Raw genomic sequence first — 24,576 nt, forward strand, 5'->3', positions numbered from 1 at the left:
ACATTATGAGTGCAAAAAAAGGCTTACATCTTACGCTGAAAATTTGGAGACAAAAAAATAGTAAAACTAAAGGTCAGTTTGAGACCTATAAAATATCAGATGTATCTACAGACTCTTCATTTTTAGAGATGTTAGATATCCTGAACGAAAATTTAATTAACGAAGGAAAAGAACCAATCGCTTTCGACCACGACTGTCGTGAGGGAATCTGCGGTATGTGTTCTCTTTACATCAATGGTAGAGCTCACGGACCTGATACAGGTATCACAACTTGTCAGCTTCACATGAGAATGTTCAAAGATGGAGAGACTATCGTTATTGAACCTTGGAGAAGTGCTGCTTTCCCTGTTATCAAAGACTTGATGGTAGACAGAAGCGCATTCGACAGAGTAATGGCAGCAGGAGGTTTCATTTCTGTGAACACTTCCGGTAATACATTGGATGCTAACGCTATTCCTGTTCCGAAAGAAGATGCAGACAAAGCAATGGATGCTGCAGCTTGTATTGGATGTGGAGCTTGTGTAGCGACATGTAAAAACGGATCTGCAATGTTATTCGTTGGAGCAAAAGTTTCTCAGTATGCATTACTTCCACAAGGTAGAGTAGAAGCTAAGAGAAGAGTTCTGAACATGGTAAAAGCTATGGATGAAGAAGGATTTGGTAACTGTTCAAACACAGGTGCGTGTGAAGTAGAATGTCCTAAAGGAATTTCTCTTGAAAACATTGCAAGAATGAACAGAGAATACATGGCTGCTCTTGTAGATCAAGGATAGAATTGATTCAAATACATAGAAAATCGCCTTCATTTTTGGAGGCGATTTTTTTATGAAAAAGAAGACTCTGTTAAAGTTTGTTAACTTATGGGCAGATCTTCGTCATTCTTTATTTATAAACTATATATTTGAAAGGTAGTTGAATCGTTTTTCTGAAAAATCTTTCAAATGCTTTTTACCATCAAAAAGGTATCATTCAATAATTGGAATACCCCTTTTGAACGGTAATAATAAAATTTTTAAAAAAAATAATTAGTGTGAATTAGCAAGCCCTAAAAAGCGTATTTTTGTGTAATATTAAAAATTGAAATGAAAAAATATCTTTTATTGTTTATCATCACATTCTTTGTGATGTCTTGTTCAAAAAAAGTAGAAGTAAAAGGAAAAATTACCGGAAGCTCACCATTGGAAAGAATTGAATTTGTAGAAGCTTCAGGAGTAGGAACCCTGCCTTTAATTAATATAGGTCTCGATAAAGACGGAAACTTTTCAGGAAGTTTTGATGCTCCTAAGGATGGGATGTACGTAATCAACTATGCAGGCAGACAAAGCCTGATCTATCTTGAAGGAGGACAGAAAGTGAATATCTCAGGAAACGGAGCTACCTTCCCAAATGAATATGTGATTACCGGAGATGCTAAAAAGAATAATGATTTCCTTACGGCTTCTCAGAAGTTTTTAGCTGAGTATGGTAATAAAGTTAACTTAGGCGCTTTGATGGCAGGAGATGAAGCTGCATTTTTAAAAGGGATGCATAAAATTGAAGCAGATATTAATAAAAACGTGGATGACCTTGCTAAGAAAAATAATCCAAGCAAGGGACTATTAGAGTGGAAAAAAAATGATGTGAAAGTAACCATTCTTAATTTGCTTGCCAACTATGAAATGTCTCACGGCCCAATGTCCGGAAACCCTTCTTACAAATCTTCTAAAGCTTTTAAAGATTATGAAACCCAGTTAGAAACAGACAAAGAAGCAATGGTGAAAACCATTCCTCTTTACAGACAGTATCTTCTGGTAAAAATGACTCCTGATTTCCAGAAATATGCTGAAGCAAACAGCAAAGGAAAAACAGGTATTACAACTTCTGAGATGTTTGCCCAGTATTTAAAAACTAAAAAAGATTTATCTCAGACAACAAAAGATTATCTTCTTGCATTTGTAATGGCTCAGGCTGATATTCATCCAACAACTCCGGCTGCTAATATCGACAAGATTAAGAAGATCATCGATTCAGATATTAAAGATGCTACTATTAAAAGCGACCTTTTAAAAATGCAGGTAGCGATTACAGGACTTAAAATCGGAGAGGCAGCTCCCGAAGCAGCTTTAGCAAAACAAGACGGAAAAGCTTACAAGCTTTCTGAAAACAAAGGGAAACCTTATATGCTGTTTTTCTATGCTTCATGGAATCCTTACATCAGCGAAGCTACCGTACCTGTATTAAAAGAAGTTGTAAACTTCTATAAGTCTAAAATGAATTTTGTATTTGTAAACGTTGATGATACAAAAGACCAGTTCATTAAAACAAGTAATTCTTTATTAAAAGGAATTCAGGGAGTAAATGTTTATGGAGAAGGAGGATTGAACTCAGATATCGCTAAGAAATATGGGGTATACGGATTCAAATTACCTTGCTTTGTAATCATTGATAAAGACGGTAAAATTGCCAGCAGATCTTTCGTCAACCTTGGTGAGCAGGAATTGGTGACAATTCTTGATAAGCTGACAGGTCTTTCTGCTCCGAAAGTAGATCCGAATGCGCAAATGCAGCCACAACTGCAGCTTGATCCATCTGCAATGCAGCAAGCCCCACAGCCAGCAAATCCACAGCCGGCTCCAACAAAATAATAAACTTTAACACTGTATAGAAACCTTATCTTCGGATAAGGTTTTTTTTATTGTATTTTTGCAAACCGGAACGTTAAAGTTTCAATTAGGAAAATAGAAAATTTTAGAATGAGTAGGAAGAAAAAAAGAGATCTAACTCTTGAAAATATAAAATTGTTGACAGCTGGAGCAAAAGGCGTGGCAATAGGAAAAACAGAGGAAGGTAAAACGGTAATGGTAACAGGCGCCATTCCAGGTGATATTGTGAATGTGAGAGTGAAGAAAGCAAAGTCTAAATACTATGAAGGCGAAGCCATTGAAGTTCTTGAAAAATCACCGTACAGAGTTGAGCCTAAATGTATTCATTTTGGTACTTGCGGAGGATGCAAGTGGCAGAATATGAGCTATGAAAAACAGCTTGATTTTAAACAGGAAGAAGTCTATAATAATATCAAAAGGATCGGAGGAATTGATGACTTTGAAACGGTTCCGATTCTAGGATCTGAAGAACAATATTTTTACAGAAATAAAATGGAGTTTTCCTTCTCCAATGCGAGATGGCTTACTCAATATGAAATAAGCTCCGAAGAAAATTTCGGGAGCAAAGATGCCTTAGGTTTTCATATTCCGGGAATGTGGAGCAAGATTCTTGATTTGAAAGAGTGTTTCCTTCAGGAAGATCCTTCCAATGCCATTAGACTGGCTGTAAAAGAATATGGCGTTAATACTGGCCTTGACTTTTTTGATGTGAGAAATCAGGAAGGATTCTTAAGAACCTTAATGATGAGACAGAACTCCAAAGGAGAATGGATGGTTCTTTTCCAGCTTTACAGAGAAGAAAAAGAAAACAGAGAAAAACTTTTTGAATTCTTATTAGAAAAATTCCCGCAGATTAAAACATTGGTATATGCTATTAATCCTAAGCAGAATGACTCTATTTATGATTTAAATATCAATGTATATTTCGGGGAAGGATACCTTATGGAAGAAATGGACGGACTGCAGTTTAAAATCGGTCCGAAATCATTCTTTCAGACCAACTACAAACAGGCACTGGAGCTATACAGAAAAACATTGGAGTTTGCAGATCTTAAAGGAGATGAAGTAGTGTATGACCTTTATACCGGAACAGGAACAATCGCCCAGTATGTAGCAAGAAATGCAAAACAGGTGATTGGAATAGAATCTGTACAGGAAGCCATAGACGCAGCTATAGAACACGCCGCATTGAACGGATTGACAAATACAACGTTCTATTGTGGAGATATGAAAGATATTTTCAATGATGAATTTATGGCGAATCATCCTAAAGCAGATGTGTTAATCACGGATCCTCCAAGAGATGGAATGCACCAGAAGGTTGTAGAGCAGATTTTAAAACTGTCACCTGAAAAAGTAGTTTATGTAAGCTGTAACTCAGCAACACAGGCGAGAGATCTTGCCCTGATGAAAGATCATTATACTTTAGTAAAGATCTTACCGGTAGATATGTTCCCGCAAACGCACCATGTTGAGAACATTGCATTGCTTGTTAAAAAATAAATTATTTAAATTTGAATTTCAAATCTTAATATGAAGTACTTTAAATTTCTCATAGCAATCTGCTTTTTAGGAATGCTTTTTTCCTGTGGCGGAGATGATGATATCTGTGAAAGCGGAGAAGGAACTCCCAGAATGAAGGTAGGTTTCAGAACATTGGTGGAAGGAAAGGATACAACCATAGATACATTGTATGTATCAGTAGACTATGGCGGAGGAAAGGTGGATTTGGGAAAACTTGCCAACATTGATTCCAGGTTAATTCCTTTACGTGTAGACAACTCACCCTATACGGATGTTTATTTCAAAACCAGATTCAAAGGGCCGGAGTCTCATGTAAGAATCAGCTATAGTACAAAGTCTACCTATGTATCTCCGGGGTGCGGAATCAAAAAATCTTATGAGAATTTAAGTTCAGAATTAGTAACTCCGAATCCTGTTCTGAAACTGGAAGCCGGGCAAAATCAAATAGAGAATGAAGACAAGACTAATCTTTACCTTTCTTTTTAGTTTATTGGGAATAATAAGCTGGGCACAAGAGAAAAAAAAGGAAGCAGAAAAGAAAGTTCATGAGAAATATGAACCCAATTTTATGGTTGGCCTTGATGTACTGAACACCGGAGCCGGATTCTTTTCAGACAGAAAACTGTATCAGGGATTTATTTCGTCAAAGATAAAAGGAAATCTGCATGCTATTGCGGAAGCAGGTTTTGAAAAGAATGTGTATCAGAAGAATGGTTATGATGCAAAAGCAAGCGGTCCCTTCGTTAAGTTGGGGGCTTTCTATATGCTGGCAAAAGATGCAGAGAATGAATTCAACGGATTTTATGCTGGTGGAAAAGCAGCAGGATCATTCTATAACCAGGAATATATGGCAATTCCCGTTCGCGGATTTGGGGGAAGCAGTTCCTCTGAAGCATTTCCTTCATCCTCTCAGTCTTCTTTCTGGCTTGAAGGTACATTGGGGGGCAGAGTGCAATTGTTTAGTTCCAATTTTTATATAGATGTAAATCTTCAGCCAAGATATATGGTTTACACTTCCAAACAGGATGATATTTCTCCAATGATCGTTCCCGGCTTTGGAAGAAGTTCCTCAAAGTTTAATATGGGGTTTGCATGGAATATTGCTTATAAGTTCTAGAAATAACTGCTCTTACCATTTAAAATATAAAAAAACACAAACTTTAGATTGTCCTAAAGTTTGTGTTTTTTTTAATGAATGTTACTTATAATTTTTATAAATGATAATTCTTGAATTGTACAATATATAGAATATAAAATTAATCATATTCTTTGATTTGTGTTTTTTTTAATGAATATGTTTTTTAGATGTATAATATTAAAAAATATTAAGTTATTTCATTTGTTTGATTTATAAAATAGCTATATTTGGCGGAAATTATAATTGTGTTTTAATTTATGAAAAGAGTATTTACTGCTTTAATGTTAACTTGCATAGGAGGGGCAGTGTTCGGGCAATGGACACCTACTTCTCTTAAAAAAGGAGACGACAACAAAAGAAGTACAGGATTTAGAGTAGATCAATCTAATGTAAGAGGTAACGGGTACTATAAACTGGACCTGAACTTACTGAGATCTCAGCTGAAGAATGCACAGGAAATGGGAGCTAATTCCACTCCTGTAGTAATTTCTCTTCCTACTATGAGCGGGAAGATTGAAAGGTTTAATGTATACAGTTTTCCGGTAGTTGTAAAAGAACTGGCAGACAAGTATGAATTAGGATCTTATGTTGGAACAAGTGTCGATGACCCTACCAAATACTTAAGATTCAGTATCGCTCCTAACGATTTTCAGTCAATGATTATCCATGGAGATAAATATGAATTTATCGATCCGGCATCAGCAGACAAAACGATTTATGCTGTTCATCCTAAAACAAAAAAGGATAAGAACGGTTTCCTGTGTTCTACAGAAGAATCTCCTGCTGCTAAGAAGGAAATAGATGCTTTATTGAAAAATGGGCAGTCTTTTTCTAATCAGCCAACAACTTTTAACAAAAGTTCTGATAAGAAATACAGAACAATGAGACTGGCAATGTCTGTTACAGGTGAGTATACACAATACTTTATGACACTTGCAAACGTGCCTGCCACTGCTACAGATGCCGAGAAAAGAGCTCCTGCTCTTGTTGCTATCAATAATACCCTAACCAGAGTAAATGGAGTTTTTGAGAAAGATTTTGCACTACACTTGAACCTGCAGAATTTTCCAAATGTAATTTATATTGATCCGGCAACCGATCCATATGCAGCAGCTGCAACGGGATCACAAGGGGCTTGGAACACACAGCTGCAAGCAGCTTTGACAGCCAATGTTGGAAACGAAAACTATGATATCGGACACTTGTTCGGTAAATCAGGAGGTGGAGGAAACGCCGGATGTATCGGGTGTGTATGTATCAATCCTACAACTACAGTTCCTAAAGGAAAAGGTTCAGGATTTACTTCTCCGGCGAATGGAATTCCGTCTGGTGACGCCTTTGATATCGATTATGTTGCACACGAAATGGGGCACCAGTTAGGAGCTAACCATACTTTCTCTCATAATCTTGAAGGAAGCGGAGTAAATATGGAACCAGGTTCAGGAACTACCATCATGGGATATGCAGGTATTACCGGCCCTGATACAGATGTTCAGCAAAACTCTGATCCTTATTTCCATAAAGCAAGTATCGGTCAGGTACAGGCTAATTTAATTGCAAAAACTTGTGATGTAGAAACTACAATTACCAACAATCCACCGGTAATTGCCGATCTTCCAACATATACTATACCTAAAGGTACTGCTTTTGCTTTAACAGGTTCTGCTACAGATCCTGAAAATGATCCAATGACTTATTCCTGGGAAGAGGTAGATGATGCTTCAGTTTCTATTGATAAGTATAATTTAGGAAATACAACATCAGGAGCTTCATTCAGATCTGCTGCTCCAAACGCAAGCCCGACAAGATACTTCCCGAAATTTACTTCTGTAATGAGCGGAGTTTTAAATAACGCGAACAATACATGGGAAGCCGTATCTACTAAGGCAAGAACTACAAATTTTGCATTAACGGTAAGAGATAATAATTCCAATGTAGCCCAACAGCAATCTGCTTTTAAAATTCAGACTATTGTTGTAGGAGATAATGGTCCTTTCAGATTAGCTAACCAATATGCTGATGTGAATACGCCAACTCCAATTCAATGGATTGTTGCCAATACCAATGCATCTCCTTATAATGTTACGAATGTAAAAATTGACTATACTACAGATAACGGTACAAACTGGACTGTATTATCTGCTTCAACACTTAACGACGGAACTGAAAACTTTACTTTCCCTTCTTCATTGAACGGTCAGACTATTAAAGTAAGAGTTTCTTCAATAGGAAATGTTTTCTATGCAGTAGGACCTGTTACTATCGCACCTCTATCTGCTTGTAGCAGTGCTGCGCCAACTAACGTTGTGGTAAGCAATATCACCGTGTCTTCAGGAAGTGTATCCTGGATGTCTTATACTGGTGCAACTTATAAAGTACGTTATAGAAAAGTAGGTACAACTGTATGGACTGAAGCTGATACAGCAGTTCCTTCAATCAACCTTAGCAATTTAATTGATGATACAACGTATGAAGTTCAGGTAGCTTTAGTTTGCGGTACTACAGTAGGAACATATTCTGCTTCTGTAAACTTCAGTACACCTGCTCTTACTTATTGTACAGCTTCTACAGCTCAGGCAAACTATGAGTATATTGCGAATGTAACAGTAGCGAATGTAAATAATACTTCTGCAAACAGTACCTATACAAACTATACAACAAATTCAGCTCTTCAGATTAACTTAACAAAAGGAAATACGTATCCTATATCTGTTAAAGTGGGGAATCCTGATGTTGCAGATTACGATGCTGTAGCAGCATTTATTGACTTTAACAAGGATGGTGTTTTCAGTGATTCAGAAAGAGTATTGAATTATCCTGTGACCTTAACACAGCCATCAACGGTAGTAAGTGGAAACTTTGCGATTCCAAGTAATGCAGTAGAAGGACAGCCATTAAGAATGAGAGTTGTGGCATTCTATGTAGGTGCCGGAACCGGAAATGGAAACGTTGGTCTGTCATTACCTGCAGAATATGTATGTGATGTTAACTTCCAATATGGAGAAATTGAAGACTATAATGTAGTGATCACAGGTAACCTTTCTACTTCTGAAAACGATGTTAAAAATAATGGTATTCAGATTTATCCAAATCCTGCAACTGATGTTTTAAATATTACTAAAGTTTCAGATAAAGCAACTTATAAAATTTATAGTGCTGCCGGACAATTAGTAGACAGAGGAAATATCAATAATGGAAAAGTAAATGTTTCAGCTTTAGTGAAAGGTGGTTATATAATTACTATTGATGATAAAGGAATTGAACAGTTCAAATCTAAATTTATCAAGAAATAAAGATAACCTTTAAATATTAGTAAATCCCCGGAACTACCCGGGGATTTCTTTATTTAGATCATAAGTAGTTAATTTGTTATTTTTTTATAAAAAAAACATAAATGTACTTATAAATTAATAATAAAAAATGATTAGATTTGTGTGATTAATATTATAATGAAAACATTATGAAGAAATTCTTTACCTCTTTAATTCTGTTTCTCTGTTTGATTTGCACAGGCTTTGTATCCAAAGTCTCGGCTCAGGCAGGCCAGATCGGGACAGGAACGGGTACCTCTGTGTATCTCCCCATACGTTCCTATTATGGGTATAGTTATTCTCAGCAGATTTATACTGCTGCAGAGCTTACGACTGCTATAGGTACGTCAAACTATATCACGGCTATAAAGTTTTATTCCACCACCGTTGCATCCTCTCAGGCTGTATATAAGGATTGGGTGGTATACATGGGAAATACAACCCAGAATAACTTTGCCACCAATACAAGCTGGATTCCGGTAAGTTCTATGACTCAGGTGTTTGACGGAGTTTTACCTAACTTAACGAATGGAAGCTGGGTAACTCTTCAATTGTCTACACCATTTTTATGGAATGGAACAGACAACCTTGTGGTTGCTGTAAATGAAAAAACTCCTGATTATGCATCTTCTCCAGGTACGGCCTGGGGATCATACAATGCAGGAGCAAACAGGGGGATCATCTATTATGAAGATAGCGCAAATCCTGATCCTGCAGCACCTCCTTCTGCAAAAGACAGACTTGCAGATATTCCCAGAATACAGTTGGAAAGCCACCCGCTTCCGGCTTGTTCAACAGCTCCGCCTACCAATATTACAGTTTCAAACCTGACAACAACTTCTGCTAATATAGGCTGGTACCTTTCTGCAGGTGCCACTTATGTTGTAAGATACAGACCTGTATCAGGAGGAGCTTGGACAACAATCAATGTGACAACTCCTATGGTCGCAAACCAGATTATTACCGGATTAACTGAGCAGACTCAGTATGAAGTTCAGGTAGCGACTGTCTGTGGAGGAACACAGGGAGCATTCTCTTCCAGCGTCAACTTTACAACTCCTGCACTTACTTATTGTAATTCCGCTGCTACGAGTACCTATATTGATGGATATATCAATCAGGTTTCTGTAAATGCACAAGGTGCTCCGTCTATGTACAGCAACTCCGGTCAGAGTGGCTATACAGATTACAGTACAGATCCTGCAAGAGTAGTTACTTTGGTAAGAGGAGGTACAGCTACCGTTTCAGTTTCAAAAACGTGGCCAGGCTACCAGTACGGCTTCTTGACAGGAGTTTGGATTGACTTTAACCGTAATGGTGTTTTTGAAGCGAGTGAAAGAGTACTTACTTCACCAAGTAATACAACAACTCCGGTTACCGCTACATTTACAGTACCAACTGCTGCCGGTGGTGCTTATACAGGAAACCTGACTACAAAAATGCGTGTTGTATTAAATGAATACAGCCCAATTAGTGCTTGTGGAACTTATTATTATGGTGAAACTGAAGACTATGCAGTAAAACTTATCGATTTGGCTGGATGTTCTACAGCACCGCCATCTAATATCATGGTTAATAATGTAACCCCTTCTTCAGCGAATGTTACTTGGACATCCACTACAGGAGCTACTTATATCGTAAGATACAGAGTTTCTCCTTCCGGAGCATGGCAGCAGATTGCAGTAAATACACCATTAATCAGTAACCAATTACTTACCGGATTATTGGAACAGACTGCATACGATGTACAGGTAGCCACTGTTTGTGGAGGTACTACAGGGGCATTCTCACCAACTGTTACCTTTACAACACCTACTCTTACTTATTGTACAGCAGGTCCTACAAGCAATACTGCAACAAGCGGATATATTAATAATGTAACTGTTACTCCTACGAATACTCCTATTATGATGAGTAATTCCGGATCTGACAATTATAAAGATTATACACCGGATGCTACAAGAGTAGTAATCTTTGAAAGAGGTTCAGCAAATAATAAAATTTCTGTAAACAAATACTGGCCGGGTTCTCCTTCTTCATATGCAGTTTCAGCCTGGGTAGACTTTAACAGAAACGGAACATTTGAAACCAGTGAAAGAATTCTTAATACCACATACAATACAACTACTCCTGTAACGGCTACTTTCTCAGTACCTACCGTTGCAAGTGGTAACGTGTATACAGGAACTCTTCCTACCCGTATGCGTGTAGTAATGAGATATTTTGATAATGCTAACCCTTGTGGTACATTCACTCAGGGAGAGGTAGAAGATTATGCAGTAAAATTTGTAGATGCTCAGCCTTGTTCAACGGCCGCTCCAACAAATATTACAGTAAATAATATCGGAGCTACTACAGCAACGGTATCATGGGTTGCTACTGCAGGAGCTACTTATAATATCAGATGGAGAGTTTCTCCGGGTGGAGTGTGGCAGACAGCTACAGTTCCTGCGGGTCAGAACTTCTATGGAATTACTGGTCTTACAGAGCAGACTAATTATGATGTTCAGGTTTCTACAACTTGTAACGGTTCCACAGGTTCTTACTCGTCAACAGTAACATTCACAACCCCTCCATTAACTTACTGTCAAATGACAGGAACGGGTACGAATGACCATATTTCGAATGTAACAGTTACCTCTTCGAACCTTGGAGTTCCTCCGATGAATAATACTTCGGTACAGACCAATTATATCAGTTATACTTCTCCGGAAACTCTTATTACTTTAGATGTAGATTCTCAGAATAATAAAATTTCCGTAGCAAAAGGCTGGACAGGTGCAACAGGTAACGATGCTGTAACAGCCTGGATCGACTTTGACAGAAACGGACAGTTTACAGATGCCGAGAGAATTTTAATTTCTCCAGCCAACACAACAACTCCGGTGACGGCTACTTTTGCAGTTCCTTCGAATGCTTACACAGGACTATTAACAACTACAATGAGGGTTGTACTGAAACGTACAAATGCTCCTGTAATGTGTCAGAACGCAGTAGATGGAGAAGTAGAAGACTACAGAGTAAGAATCAGACCTTGCAGCAATGCAACTCCTAACGCACCAACATTTACAACAACGCATACAACAGCTACTGTTACCATCACAGGAGCAGGAGTAAGTTATGTGGTGAGATACAGAGTGCAGGGAACAACTGTCTGGACGCAGGTATATGCTTCTGCACAATTAGGTAACCTTCCTTTAGTAATCAGTGGATTGACTCCAGCAACTACTTATGAAGTAGAGGTTGCGGCAATCTGTGGAGATATCGTTGGAACGGCAACACCAATCAAAACATTTACTACAAGATGTGATCCTACTCCTCCGAATGTAACAGTAACTAATATTACTCCAACAACAGCATTGATTACGTGGTCTCCGCTTGCAGCAAGTTCTACGTATACCATGAGATGGAGAAAAGTAGGTAGTACAGGGCCATGGAATATAGTGAGTTTACCGGCAGCTCCTGCCAATACTTATGTATTAGGAAGTGCAACTCCTCTGGAGCCATACACAACTTATGAAGTACAGATTGCTAACCAGTGTAACGGTGAAAGTACATTAAATCCATATTCAAATCCTAAAGTATTTACAACAGAAAGAATATGTGAGATTCCGCCTCCGGGACTAACAATTACCCAATTGCTTCCTACATCAGCGGCAATTCAGTGGGATCCGTTCCCGGGAGCAACATATGTTCTTAGATATAGAAAAGTAGGAATTCCGAGCTGGACAGAAGTACCATCATTAGTTAATAACCTTGTATTGACAGGTCTTACAGAATTAACAAAATATGAAATGCAGGTAGTGAATATCTGTAACGGTACACCAGGAAACTATACTCCTCCTTACTACTTTACAACTCCTACAGTAATCTACTGTAAGATGAAGGCTGAAAACTCAACAGGAGAGCATATCTCTAAAGTTACAGTGAAGCCTACTGGTAAGAAAACAATGGAGAATGAATCCGGAGCATCGACGTATACAGATTACACAGGAGTTCCTAAAACATTCATCGAGATGATCCAGGGCTCCACTGACAATGAGATCATCATTGAGAAAAAATGGACAGGAACTACTTACAACGAAGGAATCGCAGTTTGGATTGACTTCAACAGAAACGGAGAGTTTGACATCAATGAAAGAGTATTTACTTCTTCACCAAACTCAAACAGCCCTGTTTCAGGTAAATTCAATGTACCGGCAGATGCCTTTGTAAGTATGACAGATTATAAGTATGTAGTGATGAGAGTAGCCATGTCGAGAGACGGTATCCCTGTAAACTGTACTGACTTCAAAAACGGAGAAGTAGAGGATTACACGGTAAGAATCTCTAAACCTGTTGTCGCTAACCCGGTTGATCAGACAAGTGTTATGATTTATCCTAACCCGGTAAGCTCAGTACTGTTTGTAAAAAATGTTAGCAAGAGGGCTAAATATAAGATCTACAATGCAGCCGGACAGGTTATCGCAGACGGTATCCTACTCAACAACCAGATCAATGTAAGCAGATTGATTAACGGTGTTTATGTAATTGATATCGATGACAACGGTACTACTACCCAAAAGAAATTTATCAAAGAATAATCATTTAGATTTCAAATAGAATAAGCCTCCGGAAATGGAGGCTTATTTTTTTGTAAAAGATCTCGGAAGAATCCGTCCCCTCAGGAAAAATTTTTTGCAGAAAAAAACTCGTTAGAAAAGTTTCTAACGAGTTTTTATTTATTCAATACTGAAGATCACTTTTTCAGTTTCTTCTTTTAATTCTTCCAGATTGGTATTATTGTAGATAATGCAGTCTGCCATTTTAATTTTATCCCTTTCGGGCATTTGTTTTTCCATGACCGTTTCTACCTCGCGGTAGGTTTTATTATCCCTGTCCATTACTCTTTTGATCCTGATGTTATCCTCGGCTGTTACCAGAAGAGACTTATAACATTGTCTGTTAAGTTTCAGTTCAAACAGTAAAGCTGTTTCTTTAAAAACTAAATATTTGCTTTGTTTCTTAACCCAGTTTTCAAAATCAATTCTTACAGCGGGATGAATAATTTCATTCAACTGCTGAAGCAGATCTCTGTTATTAAAAACTTTATCCGCTACAAATTTTCTGTCATACAATCCGTTTTCATCATAAGCATCTTCGCCAAGAAGTTCTTTGATTTTTATTTTCAGATCTTCACTCTCATTAACTATAGCTTTTGCTCTGTCATCGGAATAATAAACCGGAAAGCCGAATTCCTCTATGAAGCGCGCAACTGTGGTTTTTCCGGAACCTATTCCTCCTGTTAAACCAATGATCTTGGGTGCTGGTTCCGGCTCTGTCTGCTGTGTTTCTGAATGTAATTCTTCCATAATTAAAAATTAATATCCAAAAACATCATTAAAGCTAAACGTCTCATCAAGTCTTACCCCTTTATCGGTCATTTTAAGACTTGCCAGTTCGTTATGAGCATCATGTTCAAAGAACAATAAATATTCGTTGTCTACACACTGCTTAAGGAATTTCCCTTTTTCTTCCAGTGTTAAAAGAGGTCTGGTATCATATCCCATCACGTATACCTGATTGATATGTCCTGCGGTAGGAATAAGATCGGCTGCAAAAACAACCGTTTTTTCCTGATATTGGATTACCGGAAGCATCTGCTTTTCCGTATGTCCGTCTACGAAGATAACATCCATCTTCAGATCAGGAGCGAAACCGTAATTTCCGGTAGTGGGAAGTGGTAAAAAGTTAAGTTGTCCGCTTTCCTGCATCGGCATAATATTTTCCTTCAGAAAGCTGGCTTTTTCCCTTGCATTGGGTTCTATAGCCCATTGCCAGTGGTTTTCATTCGTCCAGAAGTTGGCGTTTTTAAAGGCAGGTCTGTATCCGGTTCTGTCGTCATTCCATTCTATAGCTCCGCCGCAGTGATCGAAGTGAAGGTGAGTAAGGAATACATCCGTAATATCTTCCTTTATAAAGCCGTATTTTTTAAGATTTTTATCAAGAGTATCGTCTCCCCAAAGAGAATAATGTCCAAAAAACTTGTCATCCTGTTTGTTACCGAGACCGCAGTCTACCAGGATTAATTTTTTTCCATCTTCAATAAGCAGAGAACGGGTTCCCAGCTCGATCAGGTTTTTTTCGTCTGCCGGGTTTGTTTTTTCCCACAGACTCTTCGGGACGACTCCGAACATAGCACCGCCGTCCAGTTTAAATTTTCCACATTGTATTGGATATAACTTCATATGTATATTTTGATTATTTCTTTATTAATTTCATTTTCTCCGCAATTTTTCTTGCGTTATCATCAGACTGTTCAAGTTGGCTGATAATATTATTAAAATCACTTTCTTTTCTGTTCTGAGAAAGTTTTTGTTTGATGAATATTTCGGTTGGAATAACTTTAATCCCAAAAGCACCTTTCATTTCCTTTTCCACAAATTCCCTTCCCATGTCTTTCACCATCATTGGACATTGCTGGAAATTTTCATATTTGGACGTTAATTTATCCAAATGGACATACAGTTCATCACGACCCATTATTTCAAATTTTCCGTGAATCTGTACCGCCTCATAATTCCAAGTGGAAACATTAATATGATCATACCAGCTGCTGGATATATAAGTGTGGGCTCCCAAAAAGTCACAAAGAACTTCATCACCATCCTGTAAGGTTTTTGCCTGGGGATTTGCTCTTGAAATATGAGTTTCAATATAGACATTTTGAGGATCATCTTCATTAAGCATCATCATAGAATGGGTTGCCCGTATCTTATCAACAGAAGAAATCAGTAAAGCAAAAGAGTTTTCTTTGATAATCTCTCTCATCAAATTGTAATCTTCGCTTCTGTATAATTTAGGTATAAACATAAACTAATCAATTCTCATTAACCTTAAACTAAACTTTAAACGTTGAACTTCAAACCCAAAACTTTGAATTAAAATAGTTCTCCCGGGTTTTTAGGTCTTGTAATATTCAAATGTTTGTAAGCTTTGTCGGTAACTTCCCGTCCTCTTGGAGTTCGGATAATAAAACCTTCCTGGATCAGAAACGGTTCATATACTTCTTCCAGGGTTTCCGGATTTTCGGCAATTGATGTTGCCAGGGCAGAAATACCAACCGGTTTTCCTTTAAAATTTTCAATCATGACACGCATGATTTTATTATCCATTTCATCCAGACCAAATTCGTCCACGTTTAAAGAATCCAAAGCATATTTGGTAATCTTGATCTCAATCTCACCGTTTCCTTTGATTTCGGCAAAATCACGTACTCTTCTCAGTAATGCATTGGCAATCCTTGGCGTTCCACGGCTTCTTCTTGCTATTTCTATCGCAGCATCTTCATAAATGACAACTCCTAAAACCCTTGCACTTCTCTGAATAATGGTTGATAAAAGTTCAATAGAATAATATTCCAGCCTGCTCTGAATCCCGAATCGGGCAAGCATTGGCTTCGTAAGCATTCCACTTCTTGTAGTAGCTCCCACCAGAGTAAACGGATTTAAGGCGATCTGTACACTTCTGGCATTGGGACCTGTTTCCAGCATAATATCAATCTTATAGTCTTCCATAGCAGAATACAGGTATTCTTCCACTACAGGAGAAAGACGATGAATCTCATCAATGAAAAGAACATCATTTTCTTCCAGATTGGTCAATAAGCCCGCTAAACTTCCCGGCTTATCCAATACTGGCCCGGAAGTAATCTTGCAGTTTACCCCAAGTTCATTAGCAATAATATTGGCCAAAGTCGTTTTACCAAGCCCCGGCGGACCGTGTAATAAAACATGATCTAGTGCTCCGCCACGTCTTTTCGCAGCGGTAACAAAAACTTCAAGGTTCTCCAGCGTTTTTCTCTGTCCCGCAAAATCTTTAAAGCTTTGGGGACGGATCTGCTCTTCCTGCATCAGCTCCTCGTTTGAGTAGTTTTCCTTATCTGGATGTAAAAAATCTGGCATTAATTCATTTCATTTACTTCAAAGATAGCAAATTTAGACAAAGGTTGAAGGCCAGATTGAGAAAACGTTGAGATTGATACAGCGGTTTAAGCCTGGGTTGAAAATGAGAACCGCTAAGATTTAAATAATTGGGATATTTTAAGTATTTTTGAGAGAAGAAATTATTAATACATATTAATGAAATTAATAGGACCATTTAAGCAGGTGGTAACACTTGCTAACTTACCCTTAAGAGGAAAACTTTCTGATGAACAGCTTGAAATTATTGCAGACGGAGGAATTGTAGTAGATCAGAATACCATTCAGAAAGTTGGAAGTTTTGAAACATTAAAAACAGAAAATCCCACTATAGAAATTGAACATATTGAAGGAGAGCAGGTTGTTCTTCCTGCTTTTGTAGATTCACATACCCATATTTGTTTCGGAGGAAACCGTGCCAACGATTTTGCGATGCGTAATGCAGGGAAAACTTATCTTGAAATTGCAGAAAGCGGTGGTGGAATCTGGAGTTCCGTACAGCATACAAGAAATGCATCAGAAGAAGAACTGTTAAAAACTTTAATAGAAAGAATCAACTTTTTGGTTGATCTGGGAATTACCACCATTGAAGTGAAGAGCGGCTACGGTCTGGATGTGGAAAGCGAGTTGAAGATGCTTAGAATTATTAAAAAAGCACAGAATGAAACTAAAGCCACTTTAGTTCCTACCTGCCTTTCAGCACATTTAAAACCAAAAGATTTTGAAGGAAGCAACCCTGAATATCTGGAATATATCCTTACCGAAATTTTACCGAAAGTAAAAGAAGAAGAATTGGCAAACAGAGTAGATATTTTTATTGAAAAATCTGCTTTTCAGCCTGAAGAAAGTAAAGAATTCTTATTAAAAGCAAAAGAATTAGGTTTTGAAATTACCGTTCATGCAGATCAGTTTACCCCTGGAAGTTCAAGAATTGCAGTAGAAGTAGGAGCGAAGTCTGCAGACCATCTGGAAGCAACCATTGATGAAGATATTCAATTCCTTGCAGAGTCTGACACCGTAGCAACAGCTCTTCCCGGAGCGAGCCTTGGACTTGGCGAGAAATTTACCCCTGCAAGAAAATTATTAGACGCAGGTGCTATCGTGGCTATTGCTAGTGACTGGAATCCGGGCTCTGCTCCAATGGGAAATCTCATTACCCAGGCATCTATTTTAGCCACCTTCCAAAAGCTTACAACAGCTGAAGTTTTGGCAGGGATGACCTTCCGTGCTGCTTTTGCATTGGATCTTGAAGACAGAGGACAATTGGAAACAGGGAAAAAGGCAGATTTTGTCACTTTTAAAACCAATAATTTCCAGAATATACTGTATAACCAGGGAAGCCTGAAAACTGAACATGTTTATATTGATGGAAATCTTATATAAAATTATTAAATAACCATATTTGTTCTTCAATCGATGCTGATTGAATAACAGACAATAGGCAAATGACTGAATAATGAGTACTATTTGGCAAGGCAGATTGGACGGAGAAGAACTTCTCTATCACAGAATATTTCAACGGGTAAAAGAAGAACGTAATTACGACAATATTTCTACAGGAGATTTTGCATTGCACGGTTTTGCTGTAGATGAAGGAGTAAGAAGAAACAAAGGCCGTCAGGGAGCAAAAGATGCTCCAGATGTGATCAGGAAAAATATGTCTAATTTTCCGGTGATTCTTCCTGACTTTTCCATGCTGGACTTTGGGAATGTTACCTGTGAAGACGGCAATCTGGAAAATACACAGAATAACCTTGCCAAAAATGTGTCAAAAGTACTTTTAAAAGGAGGAAAATCTCTTGTTTTAGGTGGAGGTCATGAAGTGACGTATGCTCATTATCTGGGCGTTAAAACAGCCTTTCCGGAACAGAAAATAGGAATCATCAATATCGATGCCCATTTCGATAACAGACAGCCGGAAAAAGGAGTAGGACCAAGCTCCGGAACCGGGTTTTGGCAGATTGCTCAGGAAGGACCTATCCATTCTTTGCATATTGGAATCCAGAGAAACTCCAATACATTAAAGCTTTTTGATACCGCTCATCAGTATGGAATGAAATATATTCTGGCAGACGAATTATTTTTTGAAAATCTTACCTCCGTCTATCAGCGTATTGACGAACTGCTGGACAGTGTAGATTATGCCTATCTTACCATTTGCATGGACGTCTTTAATGCATCAGTCGCTCCCGGAGTTTCCGCGGCGGCATATAACGGTATCTTTGCAGATACAGCTTTTATGCATTTTTACAGACATATCTTAAAAAATAAAAAACTGGTAGCGCTGGACGTGGCAGAAGTGAACCCTTCTTTCGATATCCAGGACAGAACAGCAAGACTGGCAGCATGTCTTGTGAATGAATGGCTAATGATTTAAGATAAAGTTATATTCTTCCGATAGAGAAAATCATTATTTTATTGACCCTTAAGGAATGGAATTTGCTGATTTCACCGTGCTTTTAAAATAAAGGCGCTTATAAATTCATTAGCTGAATTTAAAACAGAAATTTATATTATGGAACAATTAATTGAAAGCAAGCTTATTAAAGCAGATAAAGCGTTTTCAGTGTGGAGAAAAGTGCCGTTTGAGGAAAGGCAGAAGTTAATTGCAAAAGCAGCGGAAATTTTAAAGAATAATTCGGAGAAATTTGGAAAGATAATTACAACAGAAATGAATAAACCCATTTCAGAATCTATTGCTGAAGTGGAAAAGTGTGCTTTAATGATGAATTATTATGCAGGCGCCGAGAATACTTTACAACCAGAAAAAGTAGAATCGGAATTTGCTTATTCTGAAGTTCACTATGCTCCGAAAGGAGTAATCTTAGGTGTAATGCCGTGGAATTTTCCTTTCTGGCAGGTATTGAGATTTGCTACTCCTGCCATTTTAGCAGGAAATACAATAGTTTTGAAGCATGCTTCAATTTGTTTCGGAAGCGGAAATGCCATTGAAGAAGTTCTTCTGGAAGCAGGTTTTCCGGAAGGTGTTTTCCAGAATCTTGAGGTAGGACATAAAGCGGTAAAGGAAATCCTTGAACATGATACTATAAAAGGGGTAAGCTTGACAGGCAGCGGAAAAGCCGGAGGAGAAGTTGCTTCAATAGCCGGTTTAAATATCAAAAAATCTTTGCTTGAATTAGGTGGAAGTGATGCGTTTATTATTTTTGATGATGCAGATCTTGAAGAAGCAGCCAGAGCCGGTGTAAAATCAAGACTTCAAAACTGCGGGCAAACCTGTACTGCGGCAAAAAGATTTATCATTGATGAAAAAATTGAAGATCAGTTCTTACCAATCTTCATTGAAGAATATAAGAAATATGAGATTGGAGATCCTTTAGATAAAGAAACCAAACTGGCCGGAATGGCGAGACCTGACCTTGCTGATGAACTGGAAGCTCAGTTCAACAGGGCATTGGAAAATGGTGCTGAAATTATTATTCCTCTGGAAAGAGTTTCTGAAAATGAATTTAAACCAGGTTTAATCAGAGTGAAGGAAGGAAATCCTATTTTAAAAGAAGAACTTTTCGGACCTCTGGGTATGGTGATGATTGCAAAAAATGATGAAGAGGCTTTACAAATGGCCAATGATATTCCATTCGGGCTTTCCAATTCCGTATGGACTAAAAATAAAGACCGTCAGCTATTCTTCATTGAAAACCTTGAATCTGGAACAGTCAATATCAACCGTATGACAAGCTCTGATCCCCGTTTTCCTTTCGGAGGATCAAAAGCTTCCGGATATGGAACAGAATTGTCTTTACTGGCTTTAAAAGAATTTGTAACAGCTAAGACGATTGTAGGAAATTAAAAGGATAAAATGTCATGCCGAGGAAACAAGGAATCTCAGAGATTCTTCACTTCACTTCGTTGCGTTCAGAATGACAAACTACCATTTATAAGTTAACAGTAAACTTTACACTATAAAATAAAAACTCCCGGAAACTTGTTTCCGGGAGTTTTTTATGCTTTGACAAAAAGTAATTTTGCTTATTGCTTATTGCTTATTGCTTATTGCTTATTGCTTATTGCTTATTGCTTATTGCTTATTGCTTATTGCTTATACTGTCGTAAGTCTCAATGTATTCGTTTTTCCACCTTCATATGATGGAGTAGCATTGATATTGATGACGAAATCTCCGGTTTCAATATAACCATAGTTATGCGTTAACATATTGACCTGGATGATCGTTTCGTCAGTAGACTTCTTCATATCGTAGTAATAGGCATGTACACCCCAAAGAAGGTTCAACATCGTAATTACTCTTCTGTTACCACTATATACGATGATGTGGGAGTTTGGTCTGTGTGCTGCAAGCTGGAAGGCTGTATATCCTGAATGAGTAAGGGTTACAATAGCAGAAACATTGGTTGTTTTAGCAATTCTTACTGCTGCAAGACAAACCCTGTTGGTAATGAATCTTTCATCAATACAGTTATAATCTTTCTCGATAGGCTCATTTTTGTGTTGGTAGAAATGAGTAGTTTCGATATTTTTTACAATTTTAGCCATGTTTTCCACAACCTGTACCGGATATCTGCCTACTGAAGTTTCTCCGGAAAGCATTACAGCATCAGCTCCGTCCAATACAGAGTTCGCAACGTCGTTTACTTCCGCTCTTGTTGGTGTTAAGCTGTTGATCATCGTTTCCATCATCTGAGTGGCAATGATAACAGGTTTAGAGTAGAATCTTGCTTTTTCTACCAGGTTTTTCTGGATCGCAGGAACTTCCTCCATAGGAACTTCTACCCCAAGGTCTCCACGTGCTACCATTAATCCGTCGCATTCAAGAAGGATTTCATCAATATTTTTAACGCCTTCAGGTTTTTCAATCTTCGCAATAATAGGAGTCTTGAATTTACCGTTCGGGTGGTTTGCAATTAATTCTTTCAGGTCAATAATGTCCTGTGCGTGACGTACGAAAGAAAGAGCAATCCAGTCAACTTCCATGTCAAGCATGAAATTAGCATCCTGAACATCTTTTTCTGTCAAGGCAGGAAGAGAAACATTTGTATTAGGTAGATTAACTCCTTTTTTAGAACTTAACGGACCTCCCTGAATAGTTTTTGCTTTTACAGTATCTTTTTCATTGGTTTCGATAACCTCCAGCATTAGTTTCCCATCATCAATAAGGATTCTTTCACCTACTTTTACGTCTTGTGGAAACTGTTGGTACGTCATGTATACCTTTGTGGAATCTCCCTCCATCTTTTCATTAGTGAAGGTAAGAATATCACCTGGGTTCAGGTAAGATCCTTCCTTTACAACTCCCACTCTCAGTTTAGGTCCCTGAAGGTCGCCGAGGATTCCTACAGAATAACCATACTCACTGTTTAGCTCTCTAATTATTTCAATATTTTTTCGAACTAAGTCGTAATCTGCATGTGAAAAATTTATTCTGAAAATATCAACACCCGCTTTCATTAGATCTAACATTACCTCCTTCGACGATGAAGCAGGCCCTAGTGTTGCGATAATTTTTGTCTTCTTTAAATACTTATTCATAATACTGGATAATTTGATAAAGTTCCTCTTCAGAACTCAATGTATAATCTTGAATTGGAAAAACAAGATTTTCAGGGAGCAAAATTACGGAAAAATCAGGAAACTGTTCCGAACTATGCAGAATATATTCCACATCTACCTGATTATTTAATAAAAATTTAATGTTTTCTTCTTCTGTAAAGAGTTCTGTCTGGATTTTTTTTTGCTTACTTTCGGAAGATTTATTGGAAATGAAGGTAAAACAGGTCTTCGAAAACTTGTGATAGGCTTCATATCTTGGAAAAAAATAATCATAATATCCCCCATGAAAGACAAGATCTTTCTTTCTTGAAAAACTGAGGTTGTTGATTTGATTTATTTTGTAGAAAAACTCGTGAGCAGGTATATCTTTGGCTAATCTTACCAATCCTATGGCAATATCTTCAAATTCTATATCATCAAGATCATAAAGTTTTTGAATTTCCAAGTATATTTTCTTTTTTGTTTAAAATATAAAATGCCCTCTGTGCTGCTTTTTCCTCTGCCTTCTTTTTGGAAGTCTCTGTTGCATTAGCAATCTTTTCGTCTCCCAGCCATACATGGCACCTGAATACGACAGATTTATTAGCCTGTATTTCCTCGCAGGTTTCGTACTTTATATTGACTTTCTTCTTCTGGCTCCATTCGAGCAGGAGACCTTTATAGCTTACAATTTTGTTTTCAAGCTTATTGATCTCGGAAGGGGTCAGTAACTTTTCCAGAATAATCCTTTTACAGGTATCATAATGGAAGTCTAAATAAACGGCACCGATTAAGGCTTCGAATAAATTTCCAGAGATATTCTCTCCCAAAGCTGATGAGCTGTTCTGCTTTTGCAAAAGGCTGGTAAGCTTGAGATCTTCTCCTAATTTATTGAGGTTTTTCCTATTAACAATCTTAGATTTCATTTGTGTCAGGTATCCCTCATTGGCCTGAGGATAAGTCTGGAACAAATGACAAGAAATAATTGTACCCAAAACAGAATCTCCCAAAAATTCAAGTCTTTCGTAATTACTGTCTTGATTTTTAGAAGAATTTTTCAAAGAAAAAGCTTCGCGGTAAAGAGCAATATTCTGTACCTCGGTACCCAATACTTTTCTAAGCTCGGTACTGAGAAAATACTCTCTCTCCGTTAATTGTCTTTTTCTTTTTTTGAGAAGGAATTTAGAAAAGTATTTCTGTAACTCCATTCATTGAATTTAGATTTTCTTAAATAGAACGCAAGCGTTGTGCCCGCCAAATCCAAAAGTATTGCTCATGGCTACTTTTACATCTTTCTTCACAGCTGTATTAAACGTAAAGTTTAATCGGCTGTCAATATTTTCATCATCAGTAAAATGGTTGATGGTTGGAGGAACAGTACCATGAATAATAGTTCCCAATGCAGCGATAGCTTCAATAACACCTGCAGCACCTAAAAGATGGCCAGTCATTGATTTTGTAGAATTAATCTGAATGTCATAAGCATGCTCGCCTAATAATTTCGAAATTGCATTGGATTCTGCGATGTCTCCTAATGGAGTAGAAGTACCATGCATGTTGATATGATCTACTTCATCAGCAGTTAAGCCTGCATCTTCCAAACAGTTTTTCATTACCAGATAAGCACCAAGGCCTTCAGGATGTGGAGCAGTCATGTGATGTGCATCAGCACTTAAACCACCTCCCAGTAATTCTGCATAAATTGTAGCACCACGTTTTACAGCGTGCTCATATTCTTCAAGAACAATACATCCTGCCCCTTCACCTAATACAAATCCATCTCTGTCTTTGTCAAAAGGTCTTGAAGCTGTTTTTGGATCGTCATTTCTTGTAGAAAGTGCCATCATTGCGTTGAATCCACCGACACCACTTGCTGTAACGGCTGCTTCAGAGCCTCCACACACAATCACGTCTGCTTTTCCTAACTGGATCAGCATTTTGGAATCAATTATAGCATTTGCTGAAGATGCACATGCAGATACAGTTGTATAGTTTGGTCCGTGGAAACCGTATTCAATTGAGATATGTCCTGGAGTGATATCCGCAATCATTTTTGGGATAAAGAAAGGGTTGAATCTCGGAATTTCCGTATTGGCCCATCCTAACACTTCAGTTTCAAAAGTCTCTAATCCTCCGATTCCGGAACCCCAGATTACACCAACTCTGTTTTTATCTACATTGTCTTCAATAATGCCGGAATGCGCTACTGCTTCTCTTGCAGCAACAAGTCCCAATTGAGTATTTCTATCCATTTTTTTAGCTTCTTTCTTATCGAAATGCTGTAACGGATCGAAATTTTTTACCTCGCAAGCAAACTTAGTTTTAAAGTTTGTGGCATCAAAAAGAGTAATCGGAGCGGCACCGCTCTCACCTTTCACAAGATTTTCCCAGTATTCTTTTGCATTATTTCCTATTGGTGTTATTGCTCCAAATCCGGTTACAACTACTCTTTTTAATTCCATAAACTTTGTTTAATTTCTTTTTTTGTTGAAGAATA

18 protein-coding genes are annotated in these 24,576 nt (G+C 37.8%); 10 read left to right on the forward strand and 8 right to left on the reverse strand.

Going from position 1 to position 24,576, the window contains the following annotated elements:
- Positions 1–5 precede the first annotated feature (5 nt).
- The 7 genes from AC59HC_RS08165 (at position 6) to AC59HC_RS08195 (ending at position 13,198) form a co-directional block, all read left to right on the forward strand.
- Positions 6–773, forward strand: coding sequence for a succinate dehydrogenase/fumarate reductase iron-sulfur subunit (locus AC59HC_RS08165; protein ID WP_062675785.1), 768 nt, complete (start codon positions 6–8; stop codon positions 771–773).
- A gap of 309 nt (positions 774–1,082) precedes the next feature.
- Positions 1,083–2,624 (forward strand): TlpA family protein disulfide reductase, encoded by a 1,542-nt coding sequence (locus AC59HC_RS08170; RefSeq protein ID WP_227944177.1) that lies wholly within the window; start codon positions 1,083–1,085, stop codon positions 2,622–2,624.
- A gap of 108 nt (positions 2,625–2,732) precedes the next feature.
- The gene (rlmD, locus tag AC59HC_RS08175; protein WP_110008260.1) at positions 2,733–4,145 is read left to right on the forward strand and encodes a 23S rRNA (uracil(1939)-C(5))-methyltransferase RlmD; all 1,413 of its coding nucleotides are present in this window, start codon (positions 2,733–2,735) and stop codon (positions 4,143–4,145) included.
- 30 nt (positions 4,146–4,175) lie between these two features.
- A complete protein-coding gene (locus tag AC59HC_RS08180) occupies positions 4,176–4,652 on the forward strand; it encodes a hypothetical protein (RefSeq protein ID WP_411413374.1) in 477 nt (158 codons plus the stop codon).
- The gene (locus AC59HC_RS08185) at positions 4,618–5,283 is read left to right on the forward strand and encodes a DUF6048 family protein (protein ID WP_202841497.1); all 666 of its coding nucleotides are present in this window, start codon (positions 4,618–4,620) and stop codon (positions 5,281–5,283) included. Before AC59HC_RS08180 ends, AC59HC_RS08185 begins: the two co-directional genes overlap by 35 nt.
- A gap of 278 nt (positions 5,284–5,561) precedes the next feature.
- A complete protein-coding gene (locus AC59HC_RS08190; RefSeq protein WP_496558415.1) occupies positions 5,562–8,597 on the forward strand; it encodes a reprolysin-like metallopeptidase in 3,036 nt (1,011 codons plus the stop codon).
- Between the two features lie 167 nt (positions 8,598–8,764).
- Entirely contained in the window at positions 8,765–13,198 is a 4,434-nt protein-coding gene (locus tag AC59HC_RS08195) for a GEVED domain-containing protein (protein ID WP_202841494.1), read from the forward strand.
- 138 nt (positions 13,199–13,336) lie between these two features.
- Here AC59HC_RS08195 and coaE read toward each other — a convergent pair whose 3' ends face one another.
- The 4 genes from coaE to ruvB form a co-directional block, all read right to left on the reverse strand.
- Entirely contained in the window at positions 13,337–13,966 is a 630-nt protein-coding gene (gene coaE / locus AC59HC_RS08200) for a dephospho-CoA kinase (RefSeq protein ID WP_202841492.1), read from the reverse strand.
- 9 nt (positions 13,967–13,975) lie between these two features.
- Positions 13,976–14,842, reverse strand: a complete 867-nt coding sequence (locus tag AC59HC_RS08205; RefSeq protein ID WP_202841490.1) for an MBL fold metallo-hydrolase — start codon at positions 14,840–14,842, stop codon at positions 13,976–13,978.
- A 13-nt stretch (positions 14,843–14,855) separates the two neighbouring features.
- A complete protein-coding gene (locus AC59HC_RS08210) occupies positions 14,856–15,467 on the reverse strand; it encodes an FMN-binding negative transcriptional regulator (RefSeq protein ID WP_496558416.1) in 612 nt (203 codons plus the stop codon).
- Between the two features lie 68 nt (positions 15,468–15,535).
- Positions 15,536–16,558: a Holliday junction branch migration DNA helicase RuvB gene (ruvB, locus tag AC59HC_RS08215; RefSeq protein WP_202841486.1), complete on the reverse strand. Its 1,023-nt coding sequence runs from the start codon at positions 16,556–16,558 to the stop codon at positions 15,536–15,538.
- 177 nt (positions 16,559–16,735) lie between these two features.
- On the opposite strand from ruvB, the gene hutI reads away from it, so the two are divergent.
- The 3 genes from hutI (at position 16,736) to AC59HC_RS08230 (ending at position 20,384) form a co-directional block, all read left to right on the forward strand.
- Complete coding sequence (gene hutI, locus AC59HC_RS08220) at positions 16,736–17,959, forward strand: imidazolonepropionase (RefSeq protein WP_202841484.1); 1,224 nt, start codon at positions 16,736–16,738, stop codon at positions 17,957–17,959.
- Between the two features lie 73 nt (positions 17,960–18,032).
- Positions 18,033–18,953: a formimidoylglutamase gene (gene hutG / locus AC59HC_RS08225; protein ID WP_202841482.1), complete on the forward strand. Its 921-nt coding sequence runs from the start codon at positions 18,033–18,035 to the stop codon at positions 18,951–18,953.
- A gap of 138 nt (positions 18,954–19,091) precedes the next feature.
- Positions 19,092–20,384, forward strand: a complete 1,293-nt coding sequence (locus AC59HC_RS08230) for an aldehyde dehydrogenase family protein (RefSeq protein WP_202841480.1) — start codon at positions 19,092–19,094, stop codon at positions 20,382–20,384.
- A gap of 249 nt (positions 20,385–20,633) precedes the next feature.
- Here AC59HC_RS08230 and pyk read toward each other — a convergent pair whose 3' ends face one another.
- The 4 genes from pyk to fabF are packed head-to-tail and all read right to left on the reverse strand — an operon-like array spanning position 20,634 to position 24,541.
- Positions 20,634–22,079, reverse strand: coding sequence for a pyruvate kinase (gene pyk / locus AC59HC_RS08235; protein WP_110008248.1), 1,446 nt, complete (start codon positions 22,077–22,079; stop codon positions 20,634–20,636).
- The gene (locus tag AC59HC_RS08240; protein ID WP_110008247.1) at positions 22,072–22,545 is read right to left on the reverse strand and encodes an IPExxxVDY family protein; all 474 of its coding nucleotides are present in this window, start codon (positions 22,543–22,545) and stop codon (positions 22,072–22,074) included. The genes pyk and AC59HC_RS08240 overlap by 8 nt, the downstream gene beginning before the upstream one ends.
- Positions 22,523–23,287, reverse strand: coding sequence for a ribonuclease III (rnc, locus tag AC59HC_RS08245; protein WP_076594972.1), 765 nt, complete (start codon positions 23,285–23,287; stop codon positions 22,523–22,525). Before rnc ends, AC59HC_RS08240 begins: the two co-directional genes overlap by 23 nt.
- A 9-nt stretch (positions 23,288–23,296) precedes the next feature.
- A complete protein-coding gene (gene fabF / locus AC59HC_RS08250; protein ID WP_002976350.1) occupies positions 23,297–24,541 on the reverse strand; it encodes a beta-ketoacyl-ACP synthase II in 1,245 nt (414 codons plus the stop codon).
- Between the last annotated feature and the right edge of the window lie 35 nt (positions 24,542–24,576).

The organism is Chryseobacterium sp. DZ-32, from assembly GCF_059587025.1.

What these genes read in the sequence shown, in the direction of transcription:
- ruvB (WP_202841486.1), bottom strand. Translation starts at nt 16,558, where the DNA reads ATGCCAGATTTTTTACATCCAGATAAGGAAAACTACTCAAACGAGGAG.
- AC59HC_RS08190 (WP_496558415.1), top strand. Translation starts at nt 5,562, where the DNA reads ATGAAAAGAGTATTTACTGCTTTAATGTTAACTTGCATAGGAGGGGCA.
- pyk (WP_110008248.1), bottom strand. Translation starts at nt 22,079, where the DNA reads ATGAATAAGTATTTAAAGAAGACAAAAATTATCGCAACACTAGGGCCT.
- hutG (WP_202841482.1), top strand. Translation starts at nt 18,033, where the DNA reads ATGAGTACTATTTGGCAAGGCAGATTGGACGGAGAAGAACTTCTCTAT.
- hutI (WP_202841484.1), top strand. Translation starts at nt 16,736, where the DNA reads ATGAAATTAATAGGACCATTTAAGCAGGTGGTAACACTTGCTAACTTA.
- AC59HC_RS08180 (WP_411413374.1), top strand. Translation starts at nt 4,176, where the DNA reads ATGAAGTACTTTAAATTTCTCATAGCAATCTGCTTTTTAGGAATGCTT.
- coaE (WP_202841492.1), bottom strand. Translation starts at nt 13,966, where the DNA reads ATGGAAGAATTACATTCAGAAACACAGCAGACAGAGCCGGAACCAGCA.
- AC59HC_RS08165 (WP_062675785.1), top strand. Translation starts at nt 6, where the DNA reads ATGAGTGCAAAAAAAGGCTTACATCTTACGCTGAAAATTTGGAGACAA.
- AC59HC_RS08170 (WP_227944177.1), top strand. Translation starts at nt 1,083, where the DNA reads ATGAAAAAATATCTTTTATTGTTTATCATCACATTCTTTGTGATGTCT.
- rlmD (WP_110008260.1), top strand. Translation starts at nt 2,733, where the DNA reads ATGAGTAGGAAGAAAAAAAGAGATCTAACTCTTGAAAATATAAAATTG.
- rnc (WP_076594972.1), bottom strand. Translation starts at nt 23,287, where the DNA reads ATGGAGTTACAGAAATACTTTTCTAAATTCCTTCTCAAAAAAAGAAAA.
- AC59HC_RS08205 (WP_202841490.1), bottom strand. Translation starts at nt 14,842, where the DNA reads ATGAAGTTATATCCAATACAATGTGGAAAATTTAAACTGGACGGCGGT.
- fabF (WP_002976350.1), bottom strand. Translation starts at nt 24,541, where the DNA reads ATGGAATTAAAAAGAGTAGTTGTAACCGGATTTGGAGCAATAACACCA.
- AC59HC_RS08195 (WP_202841494.1), top strand. Translation starts at nt 8,765, where the DNA reads ATGAAGAAATTCTTTACCTCTTTAATTCTGTTTCTCTGTTTGATTTGC.
- AC59HC_RS08230 (WP_202841480.1), top strand. Translation starts at nt 19,092, where the DNA reads ATGGAACAATTAATTGAAAGCAAGCTTATTAAAGCAGATAAAGCGTTT.
- AC59HC_RS08185 (WP_202841497.1), top strand. Translation starts at nt 4,618, where the DNA reads ATGAAGACAAGACTAATCTTTACCTTTCTTTTTAGTTTATTGGGAATA.
- AC59HC_RS08210 (WP_496558416.1), bottom strand. Translation starts at nt 15,467, where the DNA reads ATGTTTATACCTAAATTATACAGAAGCGAAGATTACAATTTGATGAGA.